Below are 24,601 nucleotides of genomic sequence, written 5' to 3'. Positions count from 1 at the left end.
TGACCTGCCGACAATGCCGCACGACGGTGGTGTACATCCCTGAACACAACGAGCAGTGGAGACAACCGTGGACCTACAGTTCATCGGGATCGACCCCAACACAGGCGACGGCGAAAGCCCCACCGTGTGGGTCGACCAAGAGGCGAAGGAACTCGTGCTCCAAGGATGGAAGCCGGGCCCCGAGCTCGAAGCGGAGTGCGCACGGTTCGAGATTCCCGGCCACGCGGTGGGCATCCCGGAGCACGAGGGTGTGATCCGTATCCCCGTCAGAATGGTGTCGATGATCAGGGAGGCTTGCGATGCCGTCGAGCGTGCCGACGTTTCCTGAACTCCTCGGCTCCGCAACGAGTACGGCCGTCCACCTTGAGATGCGGGACAGCTACGCCGTCGACTACGAGAGGGGCCCATTCGCCGATTGGAGGGCGGGGTTCCGCCATGACCCGGCGGACCGGGCGTCCTGGTGGAGGCCGTGGCTCGACCTGGTCCAAGGGACCGTGGGCCGCGGCGTCGTCGTGCGCCGGGCCCGCATCGTGTCCGAACCGGTCAGCGAGTACACCCGCTTCCTGCACAGCTCTACCTTCACCAACGTTGCCGCGGGCGAACAGGTCCGCTGGCTACCCCGTCGGCAGGCCTCGGACATCTCGCTGCCCGGCAACGACTTCTGGCTGATCGACGGCCGTCTGATCCGGTGGAACCACTTCACCGGAGACGGCGCCTCGGCAGGCGGGGAGATCAGCGAGGATCCGGCCGTGGCGAAGCTGTGTGCCGATGCCTTCGAAGCGGTGTGGGATCGCGGCCTCTCCCACGACAACTACAAGATCAGCTAGCACGGAAGGTGCACGGCCAGCTCATGCCCATCTCCCCGTCCTCGTCGGCGCAGGCCGCGCGCGCAGCCGTCGCGCACCGCCTGAAGGAACTCCGTGCCGATGCTGGGATCTCCGGGCCTGAGCTGGCCACACGCTGTGGCTGGTCCCACCCGAAGACGTACAGGATCGAGGGCGCTCGCACACCGCCCTCAGCCGACGACATCCGCCGCTGGTGCGAAGCCTGCGGGGCGGCCGGCCAAGCGGACGACATCATCGCCCAGTCCCGCACCGCCGAGTCCATGTACGTGGAGTGGCGGCGCAAGGCCCGTACCGGGCTGAAGCAGCTGCAGAACAGCTACGTGCCGCTGTTCAAGTCGACGCAGGTGTTCCGGGTCTACTCGCCCACGATGGTGCCGGGGCTCCTGCAGACCGACGGGTACGCGCGCGGGCTGATGACCACGATCAGCCGCTTCCGGGATATCCCCAATGACGTGACGGAAGCGGTCGCCGCGCGGCTCGAACGGTCTCGGATCATCCACGAGCCCGGGCATCAGTTCACGATGGTCATCGAAGAGCCGGTGCTCCGCTACCAGTTGGGGGACGCGGACGCGATGGCGGCTCAGCTTGGCTATCTGCTGACCGCTGGGGCACTGCCGCAAGTATCACTAGGCATCATCCCCAGCGCCGTTCCGGAGCGCCCCATGTGGCCGCAAGAGGTGTTCCACGTGTACGACGAATCCCTCGTCTCGGTGGAGCTCCTGGCGGCCCGCGTTCAGCTCACGCAGCCGTCCGAGATCGCCCTCTACATCAAGGCGTTCGAGGAACTACGGAGCATGGCCGTGTACGGCGCCGGGGCGCGTGAGCTGATCATCAGGGCCATCGAGTCACTGCACTGACCCCAGACACGACGATGCCCCCTGTACGGTCCGTGGTGGGCTATACAGCGGGCGATGGCCGTGGCAGAAGCCCGGTCCGGCAGGGACCTCGTCGGGGTCCTGGCCGCCCGTGACCGAGGAGAGCTGACGCGTGGCAAACGCACCGGTGCCGTTGACCGAGGACGAGATCGTGATCGCGCTGGAAGGCGTGCCGGGGTGGCGCCGCGAGGGAGACGAGATCACTCGCGCGTTCGGCATCCGGTATCACGGTGGTGTGGCGATGATCGTGCACGTGGCTGATGTTGAGCGGCTGATCAGTCACCACGCGGACATCGATCTGCGTTGGGGGAAGGTCCGGTTCGGGATCACCACCCACGATGCCGGCCACAAACTGACCGAGGCGGACTTCGACCTCGCACGCCGTATCGACGCCATCGCTGCAGCGCACGGAGCGGAGCCGCTCGACGGCTGAGCGCCCGGGCGCACGCGAGATGCCCCCAGCACGGCTCGTGGCGGCCGGTGGAGCGGACGGCCTAGTCGGCGGTCGAGCGATCAATCCAGTCCAGGCATGAGGCGGCTCCATGGACGATCTCGGTGGCGCACACCTCGGGGCTTCCCCACGGGTGATGCTCGACGAGGTGTGCCTCCAGTTCGGGGTATCGGCGGCCGCTCGTCTTGAGGAGCAACTGGTATTCCTCACTGGTGCCGAACTCTCCGGCATGCCAGAACACAGACGTCACCGGCCCAATGATCTGGGCCCCGGCTGCGAGCCGGGCCCGAACCGCGGACTGGGCGAGTGCGACGGCCTGCTCGCGGGTCTCGGTAGCGGTGGAGACGGTCAAGTAGTCAGCCATGCCATGAGGCTACCGACCCCAGGACGCGCGACGATGCCCTCCTGTACGGCCCGTGTTGGGCCGTACAGGAGGGCATCGTCGTATCAGCGTGCGAGGCGGCGGCGGGTAGGCTGACGCAGCGTAAGGCCCCGACGATCACTGACATGATCTCGGGGCGCGGACGGCCTGAAGAGGAGACCGACGTGGCCGAGTCTACAAACTCTGGCGGGGAGCAGCGCTCCCGCATCGAGGTTGTGATGACAGCGGACCTGGAAAAGCGGGGCCAGAAGACTACGTTGCAGCCGAACCGGGTCCCTGTCCCGCCGCCGCCCCCGGCCCCGCCCCAGCAGGGGGATAGCTGACGAACATCGCCACTATCCGGCGGGCGGAGATACAGACAGCGCCCGCCGGGTAGGGTGCGGCGGCGGCCGCCCCTGGCGGCCGGTACCGGAGGGGCTCGATCAAGATGAGATCCCGGTCGGGTGAATCATCGGCGTTGATATTGAAAGACGCCTGGCGACCCTCCACGTAGGAGCCGTCCTCAAGGACGCAGCCCACATGGGCATTCTCGCCGGGATACCACCTCTCGAACATGACCCACCATGCCGACGTGGTCGAGGGGTGGCGCCATCCGGGTGCCCGTCCCGCGATCCACGCCGCAAGCCACCGTGGCCGCCGGACCCGTGCCGCGAGAGCCGGTGCGCACGCGGCCAGACCGGCAAGAGCGGTGGCGAGCAGCAGCAACGCCACGGACCACAGTGCCAGCGAGGCGTAGTGCGCCCTCGCGTAGGTGCTGCCCTCACGGATCAGGCGGCCGATATCGGGCGTCGCCCGGGGCCACAGGCTTCGTACCATGGCGAAGAAACCGAGAACCACGATCTCGCTGATGATGCTGGCGAAGACGACGGCACCTGTTTCCCTGAATGACGACACCCCGCGTTCGGTGCCCTGCCGCTCCCGGACCACCGCGTAGGCCAGGCCGGGCAGAAGCAGGACCACAAGCAGCAGAAGCCCGGTAACCGTGGTGGGCATGATGGATCACTTCCTCTTGGCGGGAATCGGCCGACAGGCTAGCGGGCGAACAGAGCCAGGAAGCCCGCGGCCGCCCCGGCGATGCCGGTGAGGGCGCCGATCGCGGGCAGTGGCCACCGGGCCCGCTTCAAGGACTCGACATCGGCGCGGAGTTCGCCGAGGTCCTGCGCGGTGTCCATACGCAACTGCTGGACATCCCGCTCGTTGCGGTCCGACCGCTCGACGAGGACGGACAGCGAGCCCTCGACGCGGGCGAACCCGGTCGCGACCGTGCCGCGGAGCCGCTCCAGCTCGACCGCGACCGTGGCGGAGGCCTCGGGGACGGTCATTGCCTGCTCGCCGTGGTGTCGGTCCGCAGCCAGCCCGGGAGTAGGGCCTGGACGCTCGGCAGGGCCATGACGCGGGAGAGTCCGCCGGCGACCGCGAGCGCGCCCGCCACCCACGGCAGGGATGCGGGGATGCCGGAGGCGTCGACGATCCCGGGCAGTACGACGGCGACACCGACCGTGGTCTGCAGGACCGTACGCAGCGTGCGCTTCGTGGTGTCCTTCACGGCTCAGTCCTCCTGCAGCTTGTCGCCGAGGGTGGCGAGTGCGGCCTTGGCGCCGGCCTCGGCGGCGGCCTGGACCTCGGCGGCGGTGAGCCCGCCGCCCGATCCGATGGCGTCGACGAGCTTGGCGATGGTGGCCTGCTGCGCGCCGAGCTGCGCGAGGATCGCGGTGGTGTTGTCGGCGGCGCGGCGGGCGTGGGCGTAGCCGGAGCCGATCGCGGTGTTGACGGTGATCTGCTTGTCGGCGAGGCCCGTGTCCTTGGGCCACGTCTTGGGGATCCAGTCCCCCAGAAGGATCTTGTCCTGTAGGTCCATGTCGTCCTCCTCGGTGGTGTCGCTCCCCGCCCAGGCGCGGAGCGCGGCCTCGGACAGGTAGGCGATGGAGCGGTCAACGGGCTGGCTGGTGAACTGCCAGATCAGCGGGGTACGCCCGCTGGGCTTGGGCTGCGTGGCGGCCTCGGCCTTGCTGTAGGCGGCCGGGCCCCAGGGGTAGGCGGGGTACCAGAGCGGGACGCCGTCGGGCACGTGCCCGGCCGCTAGGTCGGAGGCGCTGGTGTAGATGCCGACGGCCTGGCCGGGGAACGCGGTCTTCACCGCGGCGATCCACGCCGTGGCCCAGGCCTTGATCTGAGCGGCGGTCCGTCCGCTGTAGTTGCGGCCGTCGGAGTACCGCTCAAGGTCGAGCCAGTGCGTGAACCCGGCTTTGGCGTACGGCTTGACGGCCGAGATGTAGTTTGCTGCCTCGGCCGCGACGGACTGGTTGGGCCACGCGAAGTGGTACGCGCCCGGGATCAGGCCGGCCTTGGTGATGCCGGCGATGTGGACGTCGAATTTCGCGTCGCGGGAGTGCTGGCCCTCGGACGCTTTGGCGAACGCGAAGACCAGGCCGTCATTGCGCAGGGCGGTCCAGTCCTGGGCGGGCTGGTAGGCGGACACGTCCATGCCGCGGGAAGTCGCCATCAGCTCTCGCCTCCCGTCCAGGTCCACACCGCGGCACCCGGCAGCGCGCTGTCGAGGCTCTCGACGTAGGTGAGGGAGGTCCGCCACGTGATGGCGTTGCCGTCTCCCAGGACGCGGACGTTGACGGTGCTCCTGCTCCAGACGCGGGTGACGATCGCCGGCGCCACGGCGGCCCCGTTGTTCTCGTCGGGGACGACCGGGACCAGGACGACGTCACCGACATCCGGCCCGGTGCCGCCCGTCGGCACACCGGTCAGGCCGGCGACCGCGGCCAGGGCGACGGCGCCCGCGGCCTGCGTCCACGCGAGACGGGTTCGGTCGGTGAGCTCGTCCCAGTCGGGCATGGGTCCGCCGTCGTGGGTGCGCAGACCCGTCGATTCGCCGTAGGCGGTGTAGGCGGTCTCGGCGAATTCCAGGGTGGTGGGCATGGCCATAGGGACTCCTGACATGACAGAGCCCCGGGCCGGTCGGCTCGGGGCGTACGGGACGGGCGGGAACGGGGCTCAGGAGAACGTCGCGATGCCGGGGTAGTCGGAGGCGGCTCCGACGTCGTAGACGGTGAGCAGTCCGGGGGTTCCGGAGGTTCCGGCGAACATGAACGTGGCGGTGCTGCCGGTGTCGTAGGAGCCGGTCATGTAGATGGTGTCGGTGATCGCGGTGGCGGGGGTGACGATGGTCGCGACGTCGACGGGGTTGTTGCGGCTGGCGGTGGTTTTGTTGGTGATGGGCACCGCCTGGATGTTGCGGATGAGAGCGGATCCGGTGGTGCGGCGGAAGCGCAGATAGCAGAGGTCGGTGATCGACACGGTGCCGTGCTGGAGCAGTCCGTGGTACTCGATTCGGTAGGCGCGGCCCACCTCGAACGTCGCGGACGGGGTGGTGAGGACCGTGACCTCGGTCGCGCTGGTGATGTTGCCACTGTTCGAGGTCAGTGCCGCCTGTGCGACGACGAACGGGGACCCGTACTTGAGGCGGTCCGCGGTGATCTTCATCCCGGCGTACCAGGCCATCGGTGCCTCCTATGCGGCGTAGCTGGGATGGGCCAGGCCGACGCCGTCGCCCGTGCTGTGGGATTTGACGACGCCGTTGATGCTGCGGGTCACGGTGAACGTCTGGGTGAGGGTCGTGCCGGTGCAGTAGATGACCCGCATGACCTCGCCCCCCACCTCGACGTCGAAGGGGAAGTCGGTGGGGAAGCCGGCGAAGTCCACCCACCTGCACACGCCCGTGGTCAGGACGGATACCGAGGTCTGCGTGGTGGTGAGGTCGGCGGCGAGGTGGCAGCCGCCGGTGTCCGCGCGGGCCACGGCAGCCAGCGCAGTGGTGAGGACGAAGGTGAGGTCGTCGATGTTGACGGCGTCCTCGCCGGAGGCGGACGAGTTGTCCTTCGTGTAGGTGAAGGCCACGGCGGCCTTGCCGGTGACGTCCACGGTGAGCGGTGTCCAGTCGGTCTCGCCCTGGGCGAGGAGGACCTGGACCCCGTCGACGGTGACGGTGAGCCGGTCGCCGAGGAACCCGGAGCCCGCGGCCTCGGACGAGGTGCGGTACCAGAACGTCAGCGACACCGCGCCGGACGGGACCGTGACCGTGGCGACGCTCGTCTGGTTGTTGCTGATCGCCCCCGAACGCAGCGACCAGGCGCCGGTGTTGAAGTGGACGCCCGTCCGCGTCCACGGCAGCGTGCCGCCGTTGGTGATCGTGACCGCGTAGGTGGTGTCCTCGAAGTCCTCGTACACCACGGTCGCCCAGGCGGCGTTGCGGGCGTTCCACGGTTCCCCCGGCACGCACACAAAGCTGCGGGACCAGTCCTGGGGCCCCTCGGCGTCCTGGATGCCTACGACGATGAGGTCGACGTACCCGGCCCCGTAGTCCGCGGGCAGATTCGTGAGGCGGATCAGGTCGCCGACGTCCACGCCGTAGATCTTGTCGATCATCGCGAACACCCGCGGGTTGGCCAGGGACAGCGAGATCAGCGGCCAGCGCATCTCGTCGACGGTGGCGAGCTGCACGCGCCGGTAGGCCTGCGAGGGCAGCGCGGTGTCCGAGTACAGGGACAGGTCCACCGAGGTGTCGTACAGGCCGATGTCCGCGACGGAGTTGACGCCGGTGTCCAACGTGTACGTGTACTCGCTCCCGTCGATCCGACGGGCGGTGACCTCGTTGAAGGCCGCCTTGTCGTCGTCCTTGGGGGTGACGGCGTCGATCAGGCCGGCCGTCCAGTTGAGGACGAGGGCGGGCTGCTGGCCCCCCATCGTGGAGGCGCCCCGGAGGCCCAGGCCCAGGCCGTCGGGGCGTTCGGCGAGGATCCCCCCGTCGGTGGTCTCGACCTCGCGCAGCAGGTCGAGAAACTTCCCGCTCTTCTGGGCGCCCATGTAGGGCTGGGTAGTTGTGTCGATGCCGGCGCCTCCGGCCACGTTCTGCTCGCGGCACAGCCGGTTGAAGCGTGCACGGGCGCCCTCGCCGCGCCATCCCAGGGCCGCGTTGGCGGTCTGGGAGTAGGCGGCCAGGGCGCTGGCCAGTGTCAGGTGCCCGAGCGCGACTCCGGACAGGCCTCCGCCGGTGCCGGCCACGATCCGGGTGACGCGGCCGGCCGTCCGCGAGGTGATCGTGCCGGAGGTGGACGAGCCGGGGATGGTGTCGTTGATGCTGGTGGCGCCGGTGTAGTTCTCCACGCGCAGCGTCCAGTCGACGTCGGCGCCGTCCTGGGCCATCTCCAGCACCACGGCGATCAGTTGCCCGTTCGTGTTGAAGTCGACCCGGGTGCCGAGCAGCGAAGTGCCGCCCCCGTCGCGGCAGTTGATGGTCAGGTCGCCGTCGGTCTCCAGCAGCAGTTCCCACACGGCGGCGGTGCCGGTGGTGGTGAGCCGCAGCAGGTTGGCCTGCGCGCCGACTCCGCCGGAGGGGACCGCGATCCAGGCGCGCAGCGACGTGCCGCCGGTGACGGTGTACGCGGCCACGTTCGCGGTGAACGTCGAGGTGGCCATGTCCGGCAGCGGATCAGACCCGGCGAGGCCGCTGTAGCTGCCGAAGCTGGGCACGCCGGTGCCGGAGATCGCCATCGGGTCCTGGCCGAGTCCGGAGGAGACGACCGTGGAGCCGGACACCTCCTCGCACGACCAGTACGCGACGATGCCCGACCGTCCCGCGTTGGTCATCTCCCTAAACAGCGGGGAGCGCAGCAGTTTGTTGCCCGAGCCGAGCCGCTGCATGATGCCGGCCGGTGTGGTGGCCATGCGCCGCTCACGGCCGGACTTGTCCACCGAAGGGTTCCAGGAGGGGATCTCGCCGTAGAACAGCCGCTGCTTGTTGGTCAGCGAGCAAGCCCCGTTCAGGGTCCAGGTGAGGCCCTTGGAGTCGGTGAACGAGCTGCCGCCGACAGTCGCGGTCGACGCGTCCAGGTCGGCCTTGAGCGTGCCGCCGCTGTACATCCGGAAGCGGAACAGGCGGCCGTCGAGGCAGTTCCAGCCGCCGGCCTGCCCGCGGCCCACCCACAGGTCCTGGCTGGCCGGGTTGAACACCGCGGTGGTGCCCGGGGTGACGATGGGCGTCCCGAGCATCTGCCAGTACTCGTCGGGTGCGTCGATGCTCTTGGCGGTGTAGAAGGACAGGGTGTTGCCGCCGGCGCCGTTGTCGACGTCCAGGACAATGCGCAGCGCCAGCCGCTGCCCGGGCATCGCCGGAAGGGGCGCGGTGGCCAGGAATCCGAGGTTGGTCGTGCCGTCCGGTGACCACACCAGGAACGGCCGGCCGTCCCTGGTGCTGCTGGAGTTCAGCCCGGCGATCCACGACCAGCTGCCCGACGCACCCCAGCGGGCCCCGAAGGACTGGTTGGGGTTGGGGTCGTCGAACGACAGTTCCCAGCGGAGTTCGAGGTCTCCGGTGATGTTCAGACCGGTGCCGGACGGGGTGGACAGGTAGGAACCGGTGACACCGGTGCCCTCGCACAGGACCCACGGAGAGCCCGCGGTGACCCCGTAGCGGACAGGGGTGTTGAGTCCCACGTCCCCGAACAGGGCCGAATTCGGGTTGCGGCGGGAGTACTTGGCAGCCGTGTTGATGATCGGGAGGTTGCCCTGTGCGGGGCCGGCGGAGTCCCGCTCGCTGCTGCGGCCGCGGGTGACAGTGACGGCGGCCTCGGTGGAGACGTCGTTGGTGATCGACGTCCAGGCCCCGTTCAGGTACAGGTCGGCCCACAGGGGCGGGGGCAGGGTGGGCATCGGTCACCGCCCTTCGTTGAGGTTGGTGACGTCGCCGCCGTACTGGATACGGATGCGTTCCTTGAGCCAGTCCATGAACGGCTCGCGGCCCTCGAACACGATCCGGACCTCGGGGCGGCGGCCGCCGCCGGTGATGATCGGCGCGGCCTGCGCGGGACGGCCCGCCGCGGTGGTCATGGCCTGCAGGCCTCCGGCGGCCGTGGTGCCGACCGCGTCGGCGAGCGCCGCCTGGGCGAGGGCGGCCCGGTCCTGGATGCCCTCGGCGAACGCGGTCATCACGCTCTGCCCCGAGTACAGCGTCCAGCCCTTGCCGGAGAAGGGGCCTTCCTTCGCCGGGGAGAACGGCAGCAGGTTGCGGGCCTTGGACAGCATGCTGTGGACGGCGTCGGCGGGCGCGCTGGCCAGGGAGCGGATGCCGTTGACGAAGCCGCTCACCAGGGAGCGGCCGCTGTTGTAGAGGTAGCCGCCCAGGTTGCCCAGGGCGTTGCGGGCACGGGCGGGCACGCCGCGGACCCAGTCGATCGCCGAGGTGCCCCGGCTGACGATGGCGTTCTTGAAGCTGTTGAAGGCGGAGCTGCCGGCGGAGGAGAGGCGGCCGCCGAATCCCGCCAGGGCGTCGATCGTGCGCCCGGGCAGGCCTCGCACCCAGTTGACCATGGAGGTGGCGACGCTGACGGTGCCGTTCTTGATGCTGGTCCAGTGGCTGATGATCAGCCCGGGCAGCGTCCAGTTCAGGAAGAAGCTGACGAGCATGCCGGGGATGCCCATGACGAAGCCGGTCACCGCGTGCCAGACGGCGACCGTGCCGTCCTTGATCTGCGTCCAGTGCCCGATGATCAGCCCGACCAGGGTGAAGTTCATGAACAGCGTGACCAGCAGGTCCCACCCCTGCTTGATCATGCCGACGGCCCAGTTCCAGGCCACGGACACGTAGTGCGACATGGCCGCCCACGCGTCCTGGAAGAAGTGGGTCTTGGTCGCGACCAGCACGATCACGGCGATCAGGGCGATGATCCCGATCACGATCCACGTCATGGGGTTGGCCAGCAGGGCCGCCGTCGACGCCCAGATCTCGGCGTTCCACACGGTCTGTGCGGCCGAGGCGATCGCCGTGTAGGTGGCGTACACCTTCTGGGCGACGGACACCGCCAGGACGGCCACGGCGACGCCGGCGAGGATCCCGGCGAGCGGCTTGAACAGGGCCTGGTTCTTCATCGCGAAGTCGATGAAGTGGCCGGCGGCCTGGGTGGTCGCCATCGTCACCGTGCGCTGGAAGGACTCCAGCGCCGCCTTGGGGTTGTCGCCCACGGTCTTCGCCATCTTGTCGGCGGCGCCCCCCACCTTGCCGAGGGCCTGCACGGCGTGCGCGGGGTCGAGGGAGGCCAGCGCCTTCTGCATGTCCTCGGACTGGGTCCCGAAGATGTTCGCCGCGATCGAGGCCTTCTTCGAGTCGTCGGGGTACTTGCGCAGCGCGTCGAGGGTGGCCTGGAGCGCGGCGGTGGCCTTGGGGCCGCCCTCGGCGACGTCGGCGGCCATCTGCTTGGCGTTCAGGCCCAGGGCCTGGAATCCGGCCGGTGCGGTGCTCGTGAGGTCCCGTGCCCGCAGGTTGAATTCCTTGAGGCTGTCGGCGACCAGGTCCGCGTCTCTCGCGCCGCCCTTGAGGCCCTGGGAGAGCAGGCCGGTGGCCATCTGCCCGCTCAGGCCCAGGCTGTGGAACTGCACGCCGTACTCGTTCAGCGTGTCCAGGAAGTCGCCCGACTTGTCGATGCCCTTCTGGAAGCCGACCGTGATGATGTCCATGGCCTCGTCGACGTTGCCTGCCAGACCGGTCTTGAGCATCTGCCCGGCGGCCGCCGTGATCCCGCCCGACTCCTGGTCGAACGTGTCGCGCAGGGCGATCACCTTGGTCGTGACGCCCTCCAGGCCGCCCTCGGCCTTCGAGGTGTCACCGATGTTCTGATACACGCCGCGGATGGACTCGTTGACGTCCTCGGTGGACTCGCCCCACGCGTTCTTGTAGACGTTCGCCGAGACCTTCGCGAGCCTGGCGGCCTCGGCCTGGCCCACGCCCAGCTGCGCCGCCAGCTTGTCGTTGGCGGCGTCGACGTCGAGGGACGAGACGAGCGAGGCCCCCATGCCCACGCCCAGGGCCGCGCCGATCGCCGTACCGGCGGAGCTGAACTTCTCCTTGAGTGAGCCGAGTTCCTCGCTGGTCTGGTCGCGGGCCACCAGGTTGAACACGAGAGAGGTGTCCGAGGACACAGCGGATCACCTCCCCGATGTTCAGTTGTCGTCTCAGCCGCGGGCCTTGGCCTCGGCGTCGTCGAGCTGCTGCTTGTAGTCGTCCAGCCAGTCGAGGAGCCGGTCGGCCTGCTCGACCGTCATGAGGTCCCACTCCCAGGGCCGCACGCCCAGGAGGTGAGCGGCGTTGCCCAGGTGCCTCAGACGGCGATCGGCGGCAGCGCTTTTCCCTCGGTGGCCTGCTCGTCGACGGCGGTGGCGATCTCCGCGTCGAGCTGCTCCAGCTGCTCGGGGTCGACGTTGCCCTTGGCGAGCATCTGGGCGCGCATCAGCTCGTACTCCTGCTTGGAGTACTCCAGCTTCAGCTCGTCCCAGGCGAAGTCGACGTCCTCGAACTTCAGCGTGGGGTGCTGCCGCTTGAGCATCACCCACAGCAGAGCGCGCCGGCAGAGCGCGTTGCCGTTGAGGACGGCCTTGGTGAAGTCGGCGAAGTCCTGCCGGGAGCGCCGCTCCAGTGCCTCGCGCTCGGGCGACATGAGTTTCTGCGGCTTGTACAGGAACTTCTGCGGTTCCTCGGTGCCCTCGGGCTGGTAGATCAGATACACGGTCAGTTCCCGTTCCCGGCCCGGTCGGCGATGCGCCGGGCCATGTCTTCCATGGCCTCGTGGACGGCCTGCTTGTAGATGCCCTCGCGGCCGCGGAAGGCCTTGTCGAACCACTCCAACTTGCCGCGCTGCTGCACCCAGACGTTCGTGTTGCCGAACACGGGGTGGCGCCAGCCGCGGGCGGAGTTGGTGCGCTTGGGCGCGTTGGGGAATCCCCGGATGTTCTTGGTCTTGAAGGCCTTCACCCGGGCGCCGGTCCAGCGGCCGCCGAGCTTGACCTCGGGCCGGATCTTCTTGGCGATGGCGGAGCGCAGCGCGGGCTGCGATCCGTTGAGGGAGATCATGCCCATGATCGCCCCTTTGGCCTGGTCGGCGCCGGGCTTGAGGGCCTCACGGAGATTCTGGGCGAGTTCCTTGCGCAGCTGCTTGCCGTCGGCCTCGGCCTTCAGGGCCCGGGCCAGGGCGTCGAGGCCCTCGTGGGTGGCCCGCAGCTCGAACGGCGGGCCGCCGGCCATCAGGCCGTGGCCCGGAGCACGGCCCCCGACGTCGGGTAGCTGACGCCCACCGAGGCCTCGTCGCCGACCGAGCCCTGGATCGGGTTCCAGCCGTTGATCAGGATGCTCCCGGTGTACTTCGGGTTCGACGTGCCGACCACGGCGTTGCTCGCCCTGACCTCGAAGGTCACCACGGTGCCCAGCAGCGGCCACATGATCGAGTCGAGGGCCGCGGCGGCGACGTCCTGGAGGAAGTCCAGAGCGAGCTCACCGGACTTCAGACCGCCGAGCAGTTCCTTCCAGCCGAGGCTCCCGTAGGTCGTGACGTCCTTCTCCTCGACCTTCGTCGTGAGCTCGGCCTTCTTGTTGTAGGTGGACAGGTCGGTTCCGTTGATCGCCACGTACTCGGCGAGCAGGACCATCTTGGGCATGGGTGATCACCAGATCCCTAGGGTTGTCGCGAACATGAAAGAGGGCGTGGTGCCCGTGATGGTCCAGGCGGTGCGCCACCAGGTATCGGTGATGGCGGTGCCGTCGGTGCGCAGGATCTCGCCGGCCGCCGCGGTCGCCGCGGTGTGCGTGAGCCGGGTCGTCGGCGAGGCGAACGTGTTGTCCACGGACGACTCGACGCGGGCGGTGACGGTCGGCGTGGCGGTGCCGGCGACCGACAGGACGTGCAGCGCCGCGTACATTCGCTTGCCGGCGGCGACCGCGCCGAGCTGCAGTCCGGTGCCGGTGCCGGTGGCCGTCCTGGCGGTGCCGGGCGGGTGGGCGAACTGGCCCCGGGCCAGCGGCCACGATCCCTTGCCGCTGCTCGTCCAGGGGGCGACCTCACCGACCGCGTCCCCGAGCTTGTAGTCGCAGCGCAGCACCTTGGTGAGGTAGGCGAGGTTCCCGACCGCGGCGCCCACCGGGCCGACCGACCAGGCCCCCACCCCGCCGAGCTGCGCCCATGCGGCGTCGTCGACCTTGCCCGGGTCTCCGGCCTCCCACTGGCCCTCGGAGGCGAACTCGGCGGACGCCAGGCCGCCGATGAGCTCCTTGTAGGCCTGGCTGCCGTAGTTGGTGGTCTCCTTCTCCTCGACCTTCGCGGTCAGTTCGACCTTGTTGCTCGCCGAGGTGAGGTCGACGCCCACGGTGAACAGCCGCACGTTGGTCAGGACGAACTTGGTCATCCGGCGCCCTCCGTCGTCTTCTTGGGCCGGCGCCGCGACGGGGCCGCGCTCTGCTCGGCGATCTCCTCGGCGATGCCGGCGGCGACCAGGTGCAGGGCCTCCCCGGTCGGGATCTCGGTCTCCTCGCCCTCGTCCGGCCACGGCTGCCCGTTGCGCAGGCCGCCGGGCGGCATCTGCACCAGCATGCGGATGCGCATCAGCTGCTCCCCTCTCCGATGACCTTGACCATCAGCTCGGCGCCCACGTACTGCGTGCCTTCGTGCTCGTACCAGCGGTAGCCCTGCACGCGCATCACGTGCAGGTCGTGGGCCAGGCCGCCGAGGGCGTACTCGCCCGGGGCGCCGCGGGCCGCCTCGATCGCTTCCTTGAGCGAGGCCGGGCCGGAGCCGGACAGCATCGAGTCGAGGATCCGCTGTGCGGCCCGGTCGTCCGCTCGGGAGACCAGCACGCGGCACGTGAACTCCAGCTCATCCAGCGAGCGGCGCATGGCCTTGTCGTAGTCCTGCGTGTACTCGGCGACGAAGAAGTGCGGGGCCACGATCGCGTCGGGGGTGAAGCCGGAGCACGTCAGCCTGCCGATTCCCTCGGGCAGCACCACCGCGGCGGCCGCGACCGCGATGGCGTCACGGACTGGTGAGATCTGCACGGCCGCCCCCCTTATCCGAAGCCCGGCAGCAGGTAGGGCTCGATCAGGTTCCACACGTCCGGGTCACGGCGCGAGAGCCGCACCACGCCCCACTCGGCGGAGCCCATGACGCCCTCCGGACTGTCCTTGCGCTTGAAGAGCCGGGAGGCCTGGATCGCCGTGGCCTCGCCGATGTCGTCGGGGACGGCCGGCCAGCCGAACCGGGCGGTGATCCGTACGCGGCTGGTATAGATGCCCCAGCTCCCGTTGCGGAGCAGGCCGGTGACCGGGTTGCCGTCGGCCAGCGCATTGTCGGGCTGCGTCTCGTAGTCGCTCAGGGCCGTCCAGGTCGAACCGTTGCCGGTCTCCACCACCATGTCGGTGACGTCGCCGATGTCGTCGACCAGGAGCAGGTCGCCGTCCGGCTCGCACGCGACCTTCCCGGCGAGGCGGAACACCCGCGCGGTCGGGGTGTCGTCGAGCCAGAACCGGCGCCCGCACGTCTTGTTGATGCTCCGTGTGGCGGCCCCGAGCGCCCGGGTGAGCTGGGCGTCCCGGCTGGTGTCGATGGCCTCGATACCCAGCCGCTCCTTCAGGTCGGCCACCGTGCCGTACTCGTGGGCCACCTCAGATCACCCGGCCGGCGACTCGGTCTGGTCCCCGGTCGAGGGGTCCGACGGCGGGGGCGTGGCCGGCGCCGTCGCCTTCCTGGTGGACGGCTTCCTCGCCGTCGGCGCCTTGCCCTGGTCGGCGGTCTGCTGCGGCGCTGCCGTGCGACCCTGCGGACCGTCCGCCTCATCCGGCTCCGTGCCGTAGCCGTAGTGCGCGAGGGACTCGTCGACCTGGCTGACGCGGTCCTCGTCGCCCCGGCTGACGTACACGGCGCGTTCCCGCTTCAGTGCGGCGATCATGTTCTCGTCTCGTGCCATTACTGCGGTTCCTCCTGTTACTCGGGGCGGATCCAGACGGACGCCCGGTAGGTGGCGGTCGGCGTGGTGCCCGCCACGGTGGACGTGACGCGGACGTAGTTCTTCGTGACGGCCGCGTAGGCGACCCTGTTGCCTGCGGCGGTCAGCTGCGTGATGGCGCTGCCCGTGATCGCCGTCCAGCTGCTGCCGTCCGCCGACTCCTCCAGCGACGCGTCGAGCGTCGGGGTGCCGGTGACCGCCGTGCAGTGCACGGTGAGTACGACGTCGGCGGCCCCGCCCGCTGCGGCGACCGGTCCGCTCGTGACGGTGCCGGCACCGCGCGAGGCGGACACCAGCGCGACGTCGGCCTGTACGTTCCTGAGCCCCACGGCCCATCTCCTTCGGTGTGTGACGCAGCCGGGCCCGGCAGGGGACTGCCGGGCCCGGACGGGGTCAGAACGTCGGCTGGGCCATGCCCGTGCCGCCGACCTTCTGCATGCCGTTGGCGTAGCGGCCGAAGGTGTAGGCGAAGTACGAGTACGCGACCAGCAGCACGCCCAGCGAGGCGGCCTTGGCCTGCTCGGCGCGGATGAACATCGGCGCGTTGGCGTCCTCCCACAGGTGGCACTCCGACTGCGGGACGACGTACAGCTCGTCCTCGTTGGTGCCACCACCCAGGCCGGTGGGGATGTTGTTGTCGACGATGACCTCCAGGCCGCACGGCAGGACACCGCGCGGGCCGGAGTTGTAGGAGCTGGCCGCGTCGGCCTTGCCCGCGGCCTGCACCGGCAGGTTCGTCCAGTTGATCATCGGCCACACGGACTGCATCTGGCTGGACAGCCAGTACCAGCGCCGCGAGTGCATGACCGCGTGCGACGGGCGGCCCATCGCGAGGAGGTTCGCCTCGACGCCCGCGGCCGCGCCCAGGATCTTCGGGTACAGCTCGGCGCCGGTCGGGGAGGCGTCGGTGTAGGCGACGGCCTGCGCGATCGCCGACAGGCCGGTGGTGGCCTGGTTGATCAGCGTCGAGTCCAGGACGGTGGCGACCCGGTTGAACAGGTCCTGCATCGTGACGTCCTCGATGCCCGTACCGCGGTCGATGGCCTGCCGGGACACGGTCTGCTGGCCCGCCGCGGTCTGCACGGGGACGGTCAGCAGGGTGTCGTCCATGTCGGTCTCGGAGACGGCCGCGTTCTCCGACGCCTGCAGCGCGGCGCTGGACGGCGTGGTGATGCGGGAGATGTTCACCGACATGCCGGACTCCGGCAGCGGGTGCTGGTTGCAGGCGTCCGCGAACGGCCGCAGGTTCGCGGTCGCCGGGGCGTACATGTCGGTGAGGTACTGCGGGACCGTCAGGCCCGCGAACGCCCCGGTGCCGACCGCGCGCTGCATGTACTCGGCGCGCTCGACGCGCTCCTCCCGCATGTGCTGCGCGAGCCGGTGGGAGGCCTCGACGTCCTGGTAGAGGAACTGGCGCGAGACGTCCATCAGGAAGCCCTTGCCATACGGGTCCTCGTCGCTGCGGTAGGTCCGCTCCTCGCGGCCCACCCGGGCGACCTGGTCGTAGGACGGCGTGCGGGTCTGCGTCTCGCGGACCTCCTTCTGCTTCGCCTCCCGCTCCATCTCCTCGGTCTTGATCTTGTTGGCGTTGGCCAGCTTGTTCTCGATGCCGGCGATGTCGTTGCGGGCCTGGTCGCGCGCGGCGAACAGCTCGGCGACCCGCGCGTCCTCCTCGGCGCTCAGGTTGGAGCGGCCTTCCTGCTGCGCCTTGTCGAGGATGAGCGTGACCTCGGCGCCGCACTTCTTCAGCCGCTTCTGGGCGGCCTCCTGCTCGACCTCGATGCTCGCGATCAGGTCGTCGATGGTTCCGGGCATGGGTGTGTTCCCTCCGTGCAGATGGGGTTGTTGGGTGCAGCTACAGCGGGGCCACGGCCCAACCCGGGTCATCTGCCGGGCGGCACAGGGCTGCGCGTCCGGGCATCTGCCGGACAGCGCGCTGTGTCTGGAAAGACTCAGTCCTCGTCGAGGCCGACGAGGAGCCGAGTGCGGAGCATGGAGACCGACCGACCGGAGGCGGCCGCGGCCGCCGCGCGCGCGGGCATCTGCGGCGCGGGCGGGACGGGGGGCAGGCTCAGGTCGCCGCGCTGCGTGAGGCGGCTGAGGGCCTCGCGTGCCAGCAGGGGCGGCAGGCTGGGGATGAGGTCGAGGAACTCGCCGGAGCGGGCCGCGATGGAGGTGTGCGGGTTCGCGCCGTAGGTGACGGGGCCGACGTCGCCGCGCTCCAGGTCGAACTCCATGATCCGGTACTCGGTGTAGTCCGGGGACCACTGGCCCGAGGTGATGCGGAACATGAACGACTGCTCGCGCACGTCCTGGTCCTCGATGGCCTGGACGAGCAGCTGCACGTCCGACCGCTTCGGGTTGAGGTAGGCGCGCTCGCCGAGGCCCTGCGCATCGGCCCACAGCTCCAGCCTGCTGTTGCGGGTGCTGGCCATCGGGGTACCCGCGTGGTTGAAGCGGAACACGACCTCCGGGTCCGCGCCGAGCGTCCGGTCGGCGGCCCCCGTCGACACGATCTCGGTGTACGGGCCGTAGAAGTCGTACATCTCGTAGCCCTGCTCGAAGGCGGACGCGTAGCCCTCGACCTGGTACCACTCCATCCCGTCGTCGCGCTGCACCTTCTTCGCGCGCAGCTGGGAGCTGAACCGCACCTCGGGTGTCTCGGGCCGGTCGCGGGGTACGGACATCGCCGTCGAGCCCGCCGCGCCGGCGCGGGCCTGGGCAGCCTGCTGCCGCAGGGTCGCCATGTCGGTCATGAGGGTGTGCCTCCTGCTTGCGGGGTCGCGGTGGTGGGCGTCGGGGTGGTGCCCTTGCCGAACAGCCGGTCGAACTCCGCCATCTGCTGCTCGGTGAACGGCGGCTGGTCGTAGAGGGCGCGGGCCTCGGACGGGGCGAGGGTGCGCGAGGTGATGCGCGTGCTGATCACGCTGGCCTGGGTCTGCGGGTCCATCGCGAGCAGCGCGTTGCGGTTCAGCTTCACGAACCGCGGCCGCGAGGACAGGCGGCTGAGCGCGTTCTCGCGGCGGCTGACGGCCGGGCCCAGGGACATGACCAGGAACTGCAGGTTGCGCTGCGTCATGTTCGCGTAGGTCACGGAGCTGCCGGACACCGACGCGTCGATCAGGTCGGACGGGCAGTCGAAGAACCGGGCGATGTCGCCGATACCGAACGACTTGGCGGCGATCCAGTCGGCGCCCGCCTGCTCGGCCTGGATCATCTCGTAGTCCCAGTCGTTGCCGGTGACGAACAGATCCCGGCCCGCCACGGCCGCCTTGAACCGCACCTTCGCCTCGTCGGCCGCCCCCGGCGTGATCGTCTTCGCCGTGTTCTTCAGGTGCGCCGAGGGAACGGCCCCGTTGCGGAACCAGTCCATCGCGAACTGCTGGATGGACAGGTATTCGCTGATCGACCACGCCGCGTACGCCACCGGTGAAAGGCCGACCGGCAGGCCGGGGACGGTGTACTGCTTCTCGTGCCAGACCTCTTCCGGCTGGTAGATCGTGCCGGCGATGCGGTACGTCTTCTTGCCCTTGCGCATCCGGACCGTGACGTCGCTGCACGGCACCAGCTCGATGCGTGCCGGCAGGTTCAGCCCGTCCTTGGCGGTGATCAGCCCCACCCCGTTGCCCGACCGGTCGAGGTCGAACTGGCTGGAGTACATCCACTCGGGCATCTCGACCTCGGCCCCGCCCGGGGTGACCAGGACGGTGGGCTTGGGTACCTCGACCTGGATGCCGTCGACCTTGCGGAACAGGTCGACGGGCATCGTGCTGATGAGGTTGGCGCGCAGCCGCAGGCAAGCCCACACCGCGCTGTTGCGCAGCGCGGTCTCGTTCGTGACGAGCGCGGCACCCCCGCCGGTGGCGGGCCGTGGCGGGATGAGCTGGTCGGCGCTCGCGCCCGCGTAGTCGCGTCGGAAGAGACTCACGTCCTGCCGCCCTTCCTCCCGGGTCCTGCGGCCAGCCAGGAACCGGCCAGAACCACCGCGCCACTGACGGCCGCGGCCGCCCACCCCAGCCACCGGTACGCTCCGGCGCCCGCGCCGGCCGCGATGAGCAGCAGGCCGGCGGTGTCGAGCGCGGTTGTCATCCGCTCGCGCACTGCGCCCCCTTCAGTAGATCGAGTCGAGTGGGTCGTAGTCGTCGAGCACGTGCGGCCCCTTGGCCACCAGCGCCCAGCGGGCGAGCGTCACGGTGACGAACGGGCTGACGTCCGTCAGCGAGGCCGTGCGGTCCAGGACCCACGCGTCGCCGACGCGCCGCGAGCGGGCACCGCTCACCGCGGCGGTCAGGTCGGCCTGGTCGCGGTGGCGCGCGGTGGCCTGGTTCAGGGCGTCGGCCATCTGCCCGCAGGCCTCGACGAAGTCGTTCGTCCGTACCGCCGCCAGGTGCCCGCGGTGCGGTTCGTCCTTGTCCTCCGGCGTGGTGATGCCGGCGGCGACCAGGTCGTCGATGAGCGAGCCGGCCGGTGTCCCGGTCGACCCGATCGCCACGACCAGCGGGTCCCACAGTGCGCACAGCCGGACCAGGGCGGGGACCACCCAGTCCGTGCCCGGGCGCCGGTCGACGAGCTCCAGGTGCATGAGCCCGTCCTCGCGCTGCGAGGCCGCGCCGATCGAGGAGTAGGCGCGGTCCTGCGAGACGTCGACCGCGAACGCGAGGAGCTCCCGGTTCGGCACCGACTCCGCCTCGGCCAGAGCGGGCCACGCCGCGGCGGGCACGTTCGTGTCCGGCGGCGGCACTTTCTTGCGGGTCCGGTTGAGGTAGGCCCGGTCGAACTCGGCGGGGTCCATGGTGTCCAGCTCGTGCTGGATGACGTCCTCGGTGACGGTGAAGCCGAGCGCCGGCAGCGTCGCGTACCAGGTCGCCGGGTCGGTCCGGTCGAGGTCCTCGGGCGCGAACCACTCGAAGTACGCCGTGTGCGGGAAGTCGTGCTGCCGCAGGCCCGCGCGCCACAGCTCCTCGATGAGCTCGCGCCCGGCCTGGCGCTTCTTGTTCAGCGGCACGGACTTCTCGGTGCCGCCGGCGGACGCCCACCACAGCTGCGCCATCGGGCGCGTGAGCATCGCCGGAGAGAACGCCTGCTCCAGGCGGTCGTCCTCGGCCGCGAACAGCTCGTCCATGACACCGAGGTCCAGCGGCGGGCCGTGGCCGGCCTTCTCCGTGTTGGACGTGATGGCGATCCGCGAGCGGGTCGCCCGGCTGATGATCGCCTCGTGCCCGTTGGCCTTGCGGATGACGAACCGGCGCGCGAGGCGGGACACCTCGATCGTCGCCCAGAACTCGTCCTCCCACCGCTCCCGCGCCATGCTGCGGTTCTGCGCGGCGTAGATGATCCGCTGCCGCTTGAAGGCCTGCGCCCGGTGGACCTTGACGGCCAGCAGGCCCTGGGTCTTGCCCTGCTGGCGGGGGACGGACAGGCCGACGTGCCGGTACCAGAACCGCATGGTGGCCGGGTCGAGCTCCATGGAGACGTCCCACACGTACCGCTGCCATGGCATCGGCGTGTAGCCCAGGCGCTCCATGACCTTGGCGACCTTGCCGCCGAGCGTGGGGAAGTCCGGGCGGCGCGGTGTGCCCCACACCGGCGGGCAGGTGAGCCCGTACCGCTCGCGCAGGTCCTCGGCGAACTCAGTCGGGGGACGCCAGATCGTCGAGGTCGTCGTCATCGTCCGGCTCCTCCGGCGAGAGGGAGCGCAGCTCGGCGAGGACCTGGCGCAGCTCCTTGGACAGTCCCTGCAGCGAGGAGCCGAGCGAGACGGGCGCGTCGACCTCCGTGGCGAGCCGTACGGCGATCGCGGCCAGCGTGGGCGCGGTGACGTCGAGGACCTCAAGGTCGCCGAGCGCCGCGATGTCGTCGAGGACCTGGGTACGCACCGGGCCCGGGGCGCCGGCCGCCGCGAACGGATCGGACTCCGCGGTGTCGTCGCCGGGCAGGAGCCGGGCCGGCGGAACGTCGAGGGCTGCGGCGATCGCCACCAGGTCGCCGACGTCGACGCGCCGGGCCCCGGACTCGATCTTCCCGAGGACCGACGCGCTCATGGGCCGCCCGGCGGCGGTGACCAGCTCGGCCAGGTAGCGCTGGTCCCAGCCGCGGCGCTGGCGGTGCTTCGTGACGGCGGCCGCCACGTGCTCGCCGGCCTCGCCGATCTGGATCGCCCGAGCCGCCATGATCGCCTCCCCTATACGCCGAAGGCCGGTCCGCCATGATCGCGGCGGGTCCAGGAGACCTCGGGGAGAAAAATGAAAGCTGGTCGCGGGGTTGAGAAGACGATCTTCCCTAAAAATCGGCCGGAGCTCCGCGCCAAATCGAAATGATCATCTCGGATCGATCATGTACACACGCCTTTGACCTGCATGTTTACAGTTCATGGCCCGCCTCGCGCATGTTGCGCATCGCGCCTGGTCACAGCGTCGGGCGCCGGGGCCGGCCGCCCCGGTTCGGCGGCCGCGCCTGCATGTGCCGGGGCGGTGGGCAAACCATGCGTGCCGCACTCGGGCCACAGCCGTCTGACCTGCATGTCTACGCAGTCTGCTGCATCGTCGCAGGTCAGCGCGGTGCGGTATCACCTCGGCCTGGGCGGGCGCTCCGGCCGGACCGGACTGGCCGCGCCCCTGACCTGCACCTTTGCCGGGAGTTGCACGTATGCGCAGGTCAGGAGCCTGCGACTGTCGTGCACGGGTCACGATTTGGCGGGCGTGCCTGCATGTACCGAGGTGGTCACCAAATCGCGCACGCTTCACGGGAGTCGCAACGCCCCGACCTGCACGTTTGCACAGTTACCCGCATAGGTGCAGGTCAGCGGCCTGCGGTGTCGGCCGAGCCTGGTGCCGCGCGTCGGCCGGCAGCCGTCACGCCTCCGACCTGGGCGTTTGTGCGGGACTGTACATACGTGCAGGTCAGGGGGTTGCGACTGCCGTGCGGGGCCCTCGATTTGGCGGGCGCGCCTGCATCTACTGGGGCGGTGGCAAATCGTGCGTGTCGCGCGCGGGTCACACCCCCCTGACCTGCACCTTTATGTAGTTCGCCGCATCGTCGCAGGTCAGGGGCCTGGCCGCCCGGGTGGGCGCGGCGCGGTGGCCGCAGCCCCACGACGCAGGCCGCTGACCTGTACGTTTACCGGCAACTGCACATATGCGCAGGTCAGAGGCTTGCATGCCGGATGCCGGGGGTCCTGTTTGGTACCGGCCGCAGCGGATGCCTGGCGCCGGGCAAATCATGCCGTCCGCACTGGAGTGACAGTGCCCTGACCTGCACGTTTACGCAGCCCGCTGCATCGTCGCAGGTCAGCGGCGTTCAGTGCCTATCAGGCTGGGGTCGGTCAGCAGATCGACCAGGTCCGGCACGGCCCGACGCTCGGAGGCCTGCGCCGGAGTTGCACGTTTATGCAGGTCAAAGGCTTGCGACTCCGGCGGCGTGCGTACGGTTTGGCCTCGCGCCCACCATGTGCAGAGCAGGCGGACAAACCGCAGCGGGTCACGCGCCATCTGCCGCGCGGGTGGGTGTGTGCTCCGCTGCCAGTCCGGCCACGTTGCCCGTACGGTCCGCTTGCGCTGCTGCGTAGCCGGCGGTCCAGTCCGCTCCCCTGGCGCTGCTGCTCGGCGTGCTCCTGGTGGGCGGGAGGCCGAGGCGGGAGATGGTGCGCCAGGTGGCGGTGTGCTCGTCGTTGTCACCGCCGAGGTCGAGGGCGCAGCGCGCGGCCTCGCGCCACTGGGTCAGCTCGGCGTCGGTGAGCGTGAGCGTGTGGGTGGTGGTCTGCTCAGTGGTGATCTCGGGCACGACGTCAGCCCCATCCGAGGTTGCGCAGCCGACCGCTCGGCGGACGGACCTGGTTGCCGTCCTGGTCGATGACGTGCGGACCGCGGCGTGCGGGTTCGCCCAGCTCGTCACGGACGATCCGTGTGTAGACCTCGGTCAGCGTGTCCCAGTCGCACGGTGGCGGCGTGGCGGCTGACGGGTCGATCCCGGTGAAGCCGAGGCTGGATAGGCAGTGGGTCACGTCCTCGCCGTTGATCCTCAGGCCGGAGACGGGGCCGAGCTTGATGGTCATGGCGTCCCTTCCGCGGTCTGGTGGGCCATCTGCGGGTGGGACTCTGCGCGGTGGCGTTCACGTGCCGCCTCGGCCGAGGACTCGGTGGAATGGCCGAGGGAGAGCAGCCCGTCGCATTCCTTGTCTGCGCCCCAGCAGCGGAACACCCACTTGCGCTCGCCGTGGTCGGTGTACGGCTGGACTACCTGGCCGGACTTGATGCCGTACGGGTCCGCGCTCATCTGGCGCAGCGCTTCGCGCGCGGTGCCGGCGTCGGCGTCGTTGAGGAAACCGTCGATCTTGACGAGGTGCGGTGTCGCCTCGGGTACGTCGTCGAGGGTGGGCCGCGCATCGGTCGAGGAGGAGGCGTGGGTGTTCTGGAGGTCTTCCAGTCGGTCCGCGGCCTCGCGCAGCTGGCGGATCATGTCGCCGAAGTCGAAGCAGTAACGGATGGCGAGGCGGGCATCAGCCATGGGTGTTCTCCACTTCCGCCCAGAGGGGTTCGAGCGGGGGGATGAGGACGGCGGCGACGCGGGCCCACATCTCGGCGAGCTTGAGGGCCTCGGTGGACCGTACGCCGTGGAAGTCGGCGAGGCGGCGGTCCTCGGCCATGCGGTCGCGCTGCCAGACGCTGTCGTGGTTCTGGCGGGCGCGGGCGTCGTCCTCGTGCCGGACGGCCTGGGCGTACTCGGTCGTGGCTCGCAGGGCCCAGGCGTACGCCTTCTGGCGGGCGTCCTCGTGGCGGGCGGCGAGTTCGGCGGCCGCGGTCTCCTCGGCGGTGGTCATGGTGCTCCGTGGGGTCAGGGGCCGGCGTACCAGTCGACCGAGGTGACGAGGCGCTTGACCTCGGACAGGAGTTTGTCGCCCTTGTCGTTGTTGCACTTGCGGCCGCAGACGGGGCAGCCGTCGACGCCGTGGATGGGGGCGAGGTTGGCGGGGTCCTTGCGGGCGCCGCCGCGGGCGGCGGGGATGACGTGGTCGACGGCGTCGGCGGCGCCGTGGCCGCACATGATGCAGATGTCGGAGGCGGCCAGGATGCGGGCGCGGATCTTGCGGTACTCGTACTCGGTGAGTTCGGACCGGTCCGCCATGGTCCGCCCCCTCTTGCGTGCGGGGGCTGCCCGGGCGTTCAGGCCGCCCGGGCAGCCGCTCCTCACCGCCCGGCGCACCTCGGGCGGGTATGGGTGCGGC

At 70.0% G+C, this 24,601-nt stretch carries 33 protein-coding genes; 4 read left to right on the top strand and 29 right to left on the bottom strand.

Annotated elements, in window-relative coordinates; genetic code table 11:
- Positions 1-67: 67 nt before the first annotated feature.
- The 4 genes from ACIRRY_RS13855 to ACIRRY_RS13840 all read left to right on the top strand — a co-directional run bounded on the left by ACIRRY_RS13855 (position 68) and on the right by ACIRRY_RS13840 (position 2,153).
- Positions 68-328 (top strand): hypothetical protein, encoded by a 261-nt coding sequence (locus ACIRRY_RS13855; protein ID WP_403971771.1) that lies wholly within the window; start codon positions 68-70, stop codon positions 326-328.
- The gene (locus ACIRRY_RS13850; RefSeq protein ID WP_403971769.1) at positions 300-827 is read left to right on the top strand and encodes a DUF6879 family protein; all 528 of its coding nucleotides are present in this window, start codon (positions 300-302) and stop codon (positions 825-827) included. Before ACIRRY_RS13855 ends, ACIRRY_RS13850 begins: the two co-directional genes overlap by 29 nt.
- 23 nt (positions 828-850) lie before the next feature.
- A complete protein-coding gene (locus ACIRRY_RS13845) occupies positions 851-1,702 on the top strand; it encodes a helix-turn-helix domain-containing protein (RefSeq protein ID WP_403971767.1) in 852 nt (283 codons plus the stop codon).
- 145 nt (positions 1,703-1,847) lie between these two features.
- Positions 1,848-2,153 (top strand): 4a-hydroxytetrahydrobiopterin dehydratase, encoded by a 306-nt coding sequence (locus ACIRRY_RS13840; RefSeq protein WP_403972273.1) that lies wholly within the window; start codon positions 1,848-1,850, stop codon positions 2,151-2,153.
- A 61-nt stretch (positions 2,154-2,214) separates the two neighbouring features.
- Here ACIRRY_RS13840 and cutA read toward each other — a convergent pair whose 3' ends face one another.
- The 29 genes from cutA to ACIRRY_RS13695 all read right to left on the bottom strand — a co-directional run bounded on the left by cutA (position 2,215) and on the right by ACIRRY_RS13695 (position 24,501).
- A complete protein-coding gene (gene cutA, locus ACIRRY_RS13835; protein WP_403971765.1) occupies positions 2,215-2,535 on the bottom strand; it encodes a divalent-cation tolerance protein CutA in 321 nt (106 codons plus the stop codon).
- A gap of 270 nt (positions 2,536-2,805) precedes the next feature.
- The gene (locus tag ACIRRY_RS13830) at positions 2,806-3,546 is read right to left on the bottom strand and encodes a DUF6338 family protein (RefSeq protein ID WP_403971763.1); all 741 of its coding nucleotides are present in this window, start codon (positions 3,544-3,546) and stop codon (positions 2,806-2,808) included.
- Between the two features lie 38 nt (positions 3,547-3,584).
- On the bottom strand, positions 3,585-3,875 hold the full coding sequence (locus tag ACIRRY_RS13825) for a hypothetical protein (RefSeq protein ID WP_403971762.1): 291 nt from the start codon (positions 3,873-3,875) through the stop codon (positions 3,585-3,587).
- Positions 3,872-4,099: a hypothetical protein gene (locus tag ACIRRY_RS13820; RefSeq protein WP_403971760.1), complete on the bottom strand. Its 228-nt coding sequence runs from the start codon at positions 4,097-4,099 to the stop codon at positions 3,872-3,874. The genes ACIRRY_RS13825 and ACIRRY_RS13820 overlap by 4 nt, the downstream gene beginning before the upstream one ends.
- Before the next feature lie 3 nt (positions 4,100-4,102).
- Positions 4,103-5,056 carry a glycoside hydrolase family 25 protein gene (locus ACIRRY_RS13815; RefSeq protein WP_403971758.1) on the bottom strand — a complete coding sequence of 318 codons (954 nt, stop codon included), beginning with the start codon at positions 5,054-5,056 and terminating at the stop codon, positions 4,103-4,105.
- The gene (locus ACIRRY_RS13810; protein ID WP_403971756.1) at positions 5,056-5,484 is read right to left on the bottom strand and encodes a hypothetical protein; all 429 of its coding nucleotides are present in this window, start codon (positions 5,482-5,484) and stop codon (positions 5,056-5,058) included. Before ACIRRY_RS13810 ends, ACIRRY_RS13815 begins: the two co-directional genes overlap by 1 nt.
- A 75-nt stretch (positions 5,485-5,559) precedes the next feature.
- Entirely contained in the window at positions 5,560-6,066 is a 507-nt protein-coding gene (locus tag ACIRRY_RS13805) for a hypothetical protein (protein WP_403971754.1), read from the bottom strand.
- 9 nt (positions 6,067-6,075) lie between these two features.
- Positions 6,076-9,273 (bottom strand): hypothetical protein, encoded by a 3,198-nt coding sequence (locus tag ACIRRY_RS13800; protein ID WP_403971752.1) that lies wholly within the window; start codon positions 9,271-9,273, stop codon positions 6,076-6,078.
- A gap of 3 nt (positions 9,274-9,276) precedes the next feature.
- Positions 9,277-11,535, bottom strand: a complete 2,259-nt coding sequence (locus ACIRRY_RS13795) for a phage tail tape measure protein (protein ID WP_403971750.1) — start codon at positions 11,533-11,535, stop codon at positions 9,277-9,279.
- A 179-nt stretch (positions 11,536-11,714) separates the two neighbouring features.
- Positions 11,715-12,119, bottom strand: coding sequence for a hypothetical protein (locus tag ACIRRY_RS13790; RefSeq protein WP_403971748.1), 405 nt, complete (start codon positions 12,117-12,119; stop codon positions 11,715-11,717).
- Positions 12,120-12,121: 2 nt separating this feature from the next.
- Positions 12,122-12,634, bottom strand: a complete 513-nt coding sequence (locus ACIRRY_RS13785; RefSeq protein ID WP_403971746.1) for a hypothetical protein — start codon at positions 12,632-12,634, stop codon at positions 12,122-12,124.
- Complete coding sequence (locus tag ACIRRY_RS13780; RefSeq protein WP_403971744.1) at positions 12,634-13,044, bottom strand: hypothetical protein; 411 nt, start codon at positions 13,042-13,044, stop codon at positions 12,634-12,636. Before ACIRRY_RS13780 ends, ACIRRY_RS13785 begins: the two co-directional genes overlap by 1 nt.
- Before the next feature lie 6 nt (positions 13,045-13,050).
- On the bottom strand, positions 13,051-13,788 hold the full coding sequence (locus ACIRRY_RS13775; protein WP_403971742.1) for a hypothetical protein: 738 nt from the start codon (positions 13,786-13,788) through the stop codon (positions 13,051-13,053).
- Positions 13,785-13,985: a hypothetical protein gene (locus tag ACIRRY_RS13770; protein ID WP_403971740.1), complete on the bottom strand. Its 201-nt coding sequence runs from the start codon at positions 13,983-13,985 to the stop codon at positions 13,785-13,787. Before ACIRRY_RS13770 ends, ACIRRY_RS13775 begins: the two co-directional genes overlap by 4 nt.
- Complete coding sequence (locus tag ACIRRY_RS13765) at positions 13,985-14,434, bottom strand: hypothetical protein (protein ID WP_403971738.1); 450 nt, start codon at positions 14,432-14,434, stop codon at positions 13,985-13,987. The genes ACIRRY_RS13770 and ACIRRY_RS13765 overlap by 1 nt, the downstream gene beginning before the upstream one ends.
- Positions 14,435-14,445: 11 nt before the next feature.
- Positions 14,446-15,039, bottom strand: a complete 594-nt coding sequence (locus ACIRRY_RS13760) for a phage gp6-like head-tail connector protein (RefSeq protein WP_403971736.1) — start codon at positions 15,037-15,039, stop codon at positions 14,446-14,448.
- 6 nt (positions 15,040-15,045) lie between these two features.
- Positions 15,046-15,342: a hypothetical protein gene (locus ACIRRY_RS13755; RefSeq protein ID WP_403971734.1), complete on the bottom strand. Its 297-nt coding sequence runs from the start codon at positions 15,340-15,342 to the stop codon at positions 15,046-15,048.
- Positions 15,343-15,359: 17 nt separating this feature from the next.
- Positions 15,360-15,710, bottom strand: a complete 351-nt coding sequence (locus ACIRRY_RS13750) for a hypothetical protein (protein WP_403971732.1) — start codon at positions 15,708-15,710, stop codon at positions 15,360-15,362.
- Between the two features lie 64 nt (positions 15,711-15,774).
- Positions 15,775-17,196: a hypothetical protein gene (locus ACIRRY_RS13745; RefSeq protein WP_403971730.1), complete on the bottom strand. Its 1,422-nt coding sequence runs from the start codon at positions 17,194-17,196 to the stop codon at positions 15,775-15,777.
- A gap of 137 nt (positions 17,197-17,333) precedes the next feature.
- Positions 17,334-18,137 (bottom strand): HK97 family phage prohead protease, encoded by an 804-nt coding sequence (locus ACIRRY_RS13740; RefSeq protein WP_403971728.1) that lies wholly within the window; start codon positions 18,135-18,137, stop codon positions 17,334-17,336.
- Positions 18,134-19,309 carry a phage portal protein gene (locus tag ACIRRY_RS13735; protein ID WP_403971726.1) on the bottom strand — a complete coding sequence of 392 codons (1,176 nt, stop codon included), beginning with the start codon at positions 19,307-19,309 and terminating at the stop codon, positions 18,134-18,136. Before ACIRRY_RS13735 ends, ACIRRY_RS13740 begins: the two co-directional genes overlap by 4 nt.
- Positions 19,306-19,482: a hypothetical protein gene (locus tag ACIRRY_RS13730; protein ID WP_403971724.1), complete on the bottom strand. Its 177-nt coding sequence runs from the start codon at positions 19,480-19,482 to the stop codon at positions 19,306-19,308. The genes ACIRRY_RS13735 and ACIRRY_RS13730 overlap by 4 nt, the downstream gene beginning before the upstream one ends.
- 10 nt (positions 19,483-19,492) lie before the next feature.
- Positions 19,493-21,049 carry a terminase gene (locus ACIRRY_RS13725; RefSeq protein WP_403971722.1) on the bottom strand — a complete coding sequence of 519 codons (1,557 nt, stop codon included), beginning with the start codon at positions 21,047-21,049 and terminating at the stop codon, positions 19,493-19,495.
- The gene (locus ACIRRY_RS13720; RefSeq protein WP_403971720.1) at positions 21,012-21,551 is read right to left on the bottom strand and encodes a helix-turn-helix domain-containing protein; all 540 of its coding nucleotides are present in this window, start codon (positions 21,549-21,551) and stop codon (positions 21,012-21,014) included. The genes ACIRRY_RS13725 and ACIRRY_RS13720 overlap by 38 nt, the downstream gene beginning before the upstream one ends.
- Before the next feature lie 1,306 nt (positions 21,552-22,857).
- Complete coding sequence (locus tag ACIRRY_RS13715) at positions 22,858-23,160, bottom strand: hypothetical protein (protein ID WP_403971719.1); 303 nt, start codon at positions 23,158-23,160, stop codon at positions 22,858-22,860.
- Positions 23,161-23,164: 4 nt separating this feature from the next.
- Positions 23,165-23,431, bottom strand: coding sequence for a hypothetical protein (locus ACIRRY_RS13710; RefSeq protein WP_403971718.1), 267 nt, complete (start codon positions 23,429-23,431; stop codon positions 23,165-23,167).
- Positions 23,428-23,883 (bottom strand): hypothetical protein, encoded by a 456-nt coding sequence (locus ACIRRY_RS13705; RefSeq protein ID WP_403971716.1) that lies wholly within the window; start codon positions 23,881-23,883, stop codon positions 23,428-23,430. Before ACIRRY_RS13705 ends, ACIRRY_RS13710 begins: the two co-directional genes overlap by 4 nt.
- Positions 23,876-24,196 carry a hypothetical protein gene (locus ACIRRY_RS13700; protein WP_403971714.1) on the bottom strand — a complete coding sequence of 107 codons (321 nt, stop codon included), beginning with the start codon at positions 24,194-24,196 and terminating at the stop codon, positions 23,876-23,878. The genes ACIRRY_RS13705 and ACIRRY_RS13700 overlap by 8 nt, the downstream gene beginning before the upstream one ends.
- Positions 24,197-24,210: 14 nt before the next feature.
- A complete protein-coding gene (locus ACIRRY_RS13695) occupies positions 24,211-24,501 on the bottom strand; it encodes an HNH endonuclease (protein ID WP_403971712.1) in 291 nt (96 codons plus the stop codon).
- Positions 24,502-24,601 lie beyond the last annotated feature (100 nt).

It is taken from the genome of Streptomyces sp. NPDC101776 (assembly GCF_044766845.1).
Lineage (GTDB): Bacteria > Actinomycetota > Actinomycetes > Streptomycetales > Streptomycetaceae > Streptomyces.
This window is presented reverse-complemented; position numbering and strand designations above follow the sequence as displayed.

What these genes read in the sequence shown, in the direction of transcription:
- ACIRRY_RS13850 (WP_403971769.1), top strand. Translation starts at nt 300, where the DNA reads ATGCCGTCGAGCGTGCCGACGTTTCCTGAACTCCTCGGCTCCGCAACG.
- ACIRRY_RS13845 (WP_403971767.1), top strand. Translation starts at nt 851, where the DNA reads ATGCCCATCTCCCCGTCCTCGTCGGCGCAGGCCGCGCGCGCAGCCGTC.
- cutA (WP_403971765.1), bottom strand. Translation starts at nt 2,535, where the DNA reads ATGGCTGACTACTTGACCGTCTCCACCGCTACCGAGACCCGCGAGCAG.
- ACIRRY_RS13830 (WP_403971763.1), bottom strand. Translation starts at nt 3,546, where the DNA reads ATGCCCACCACGGTTACCGGGCTTCTGCTGCTTGTGGTCCTGCTTCTG.
- ACIRRY_RS13825 (WP_403971762.1), bottom strand. Translation starts at nt 3,875, where the DNA reads ATGACCGTCCCCGAGGCCTCCGCCACGGTCGCGGTCGAGCTGGAGCGG.
- ACIRRY_RS13815 (WP_403971758.1), bottom strand. Translation starts at nt 5,056, where the DNA reads ATGGCGACTTCCCGCGGCATGGACGTGTCCGCCTACCAGCCCGCCCAG.
- ACIRRY_RS13810 (WP_403971756.1), bottom strand. Translation starts at nt 5,484, where the DNA reads ATGCCCACCACCCTGGAATTCGCCGAGACCGCCTACACCGCCTACGGC.
- ACIRRY_RS13805 (WP_403971754.1), bottom strand. Translation starts at nt 6,066, where the DNA reads ATGGCCTGGTACGCCGGGATGAAGATCACCGCGGACCGCCTCAAGTAC.
- ACIRRY_RS13800 (WP_403971752.1), bottom strand. Translation starts at nt 9,273, where the DNA reads ATGCCCACCCTGCCCCCGCCCCTGTGGGCCGACCTGTACCTGAACGGG.
- ACIRRY_RS13785 (WP_403971746.1), bottom strand. Translation starts at nt 12,634, where the DNA reads ATGGCCGGCGGCCCGCCGTTCGAGCTGCGGGCCACCCACGAGGGCCTC.
- ACIRRY_RS13780 (WP_403971744.1), bottom strand. Translation starts at nt 13,044, where the DNA reads ATGCCCAAGATGGTCCTGCTCGCCGAGTACGTGGCGATCAACGGAACC.
- ACIRRY_RS13775 (WP_403971742.1), bottom strand. Translation starts at nt 13,788, where the DNA reads ATGACCAAGTTCGTCCTGACCAACGTGCGGCTGTTCACCGTGGGCGTC.
- ACIRRY_RS13770 (WP_403971740.1), bottom strand. Translation starts at nt 13,985, where the DNA reads ATGCGCATCCGCATGCTGGTGCAGATGCCGCCCGGCGGCCTGCGCAAC.
- ACIRRY_RS13755 (WP_403971734.1), bottom strand. Translation starts at nt 15,342, where the DNA reads ATGGCACGAGACGAGAACATGATCGCCGCACTGAAGCGGGAACGCGCC.
- ACIRRY_RS13745 (WP_403971730.1), bottom strand. Translation starts at nt 17,196, where the DNA reads ATGCCCGGAACCATCGACGACCTGATCGCGAGCATCGAGGTCGAGCAG.
- ACIRRY_RS13740 (WP_403971728.1), bottom strand. Translation starts at nt 18,137, where the DNA reads ATGACCGACATGGCGACCCTGCGGCAGCAGGCTGCCCAGGCCCGCGCC.
- ACIRRY_RS13725 (WP_403971722.1), bottom strand. Translation starts at nt 21,049, where the DNA reads ATGACGACGACCTCGACGATCTGGCGTCCCCCGACTGAGTTCGCCGAG.
- ACIRRY_RS13720 (WP_403971720.1), bottom strand. Translation starts at nt 21,551, where the DNA reads ATGGCGGCTCGGGCGATCCAGATCGGCGAGGCCGGCGAGCACGTGGCG.
- ACIRRY_RS13710 (WP_403971718.1), bottom strand. Translation starts at nt 23,431, where the DNA reads ATGACCATCAAGCTCGGCCCCGTCTCCGGCCTGAGGATCAACGGCGAG.
- ACIRRY_RS13705 (WP_403971716.1), bottom strand. Translation starts at nt 23,883, where the DNA reads ATGGCTGATGCCCGCCTCGCCATCCGTTACTGCTTCGACTTCGGCGAC.
- ACIRRY_RS13700 (WP_403971714.1), bottom strand. Translation starts at nt 24,196, where the DNA reads ATGACCACCGCCGAGGAGACCGCGGCCGCCGAACTCGCCGCCCGCCAC.
- ACIRRY_RS13695 (WP_403971712.1), bottom strand. Translation starts at nt 24,501, where the DNA reads ATGGCGGACCGGTCCGAACTCACCGAGTACGAGTACCGCAAGATCCGC.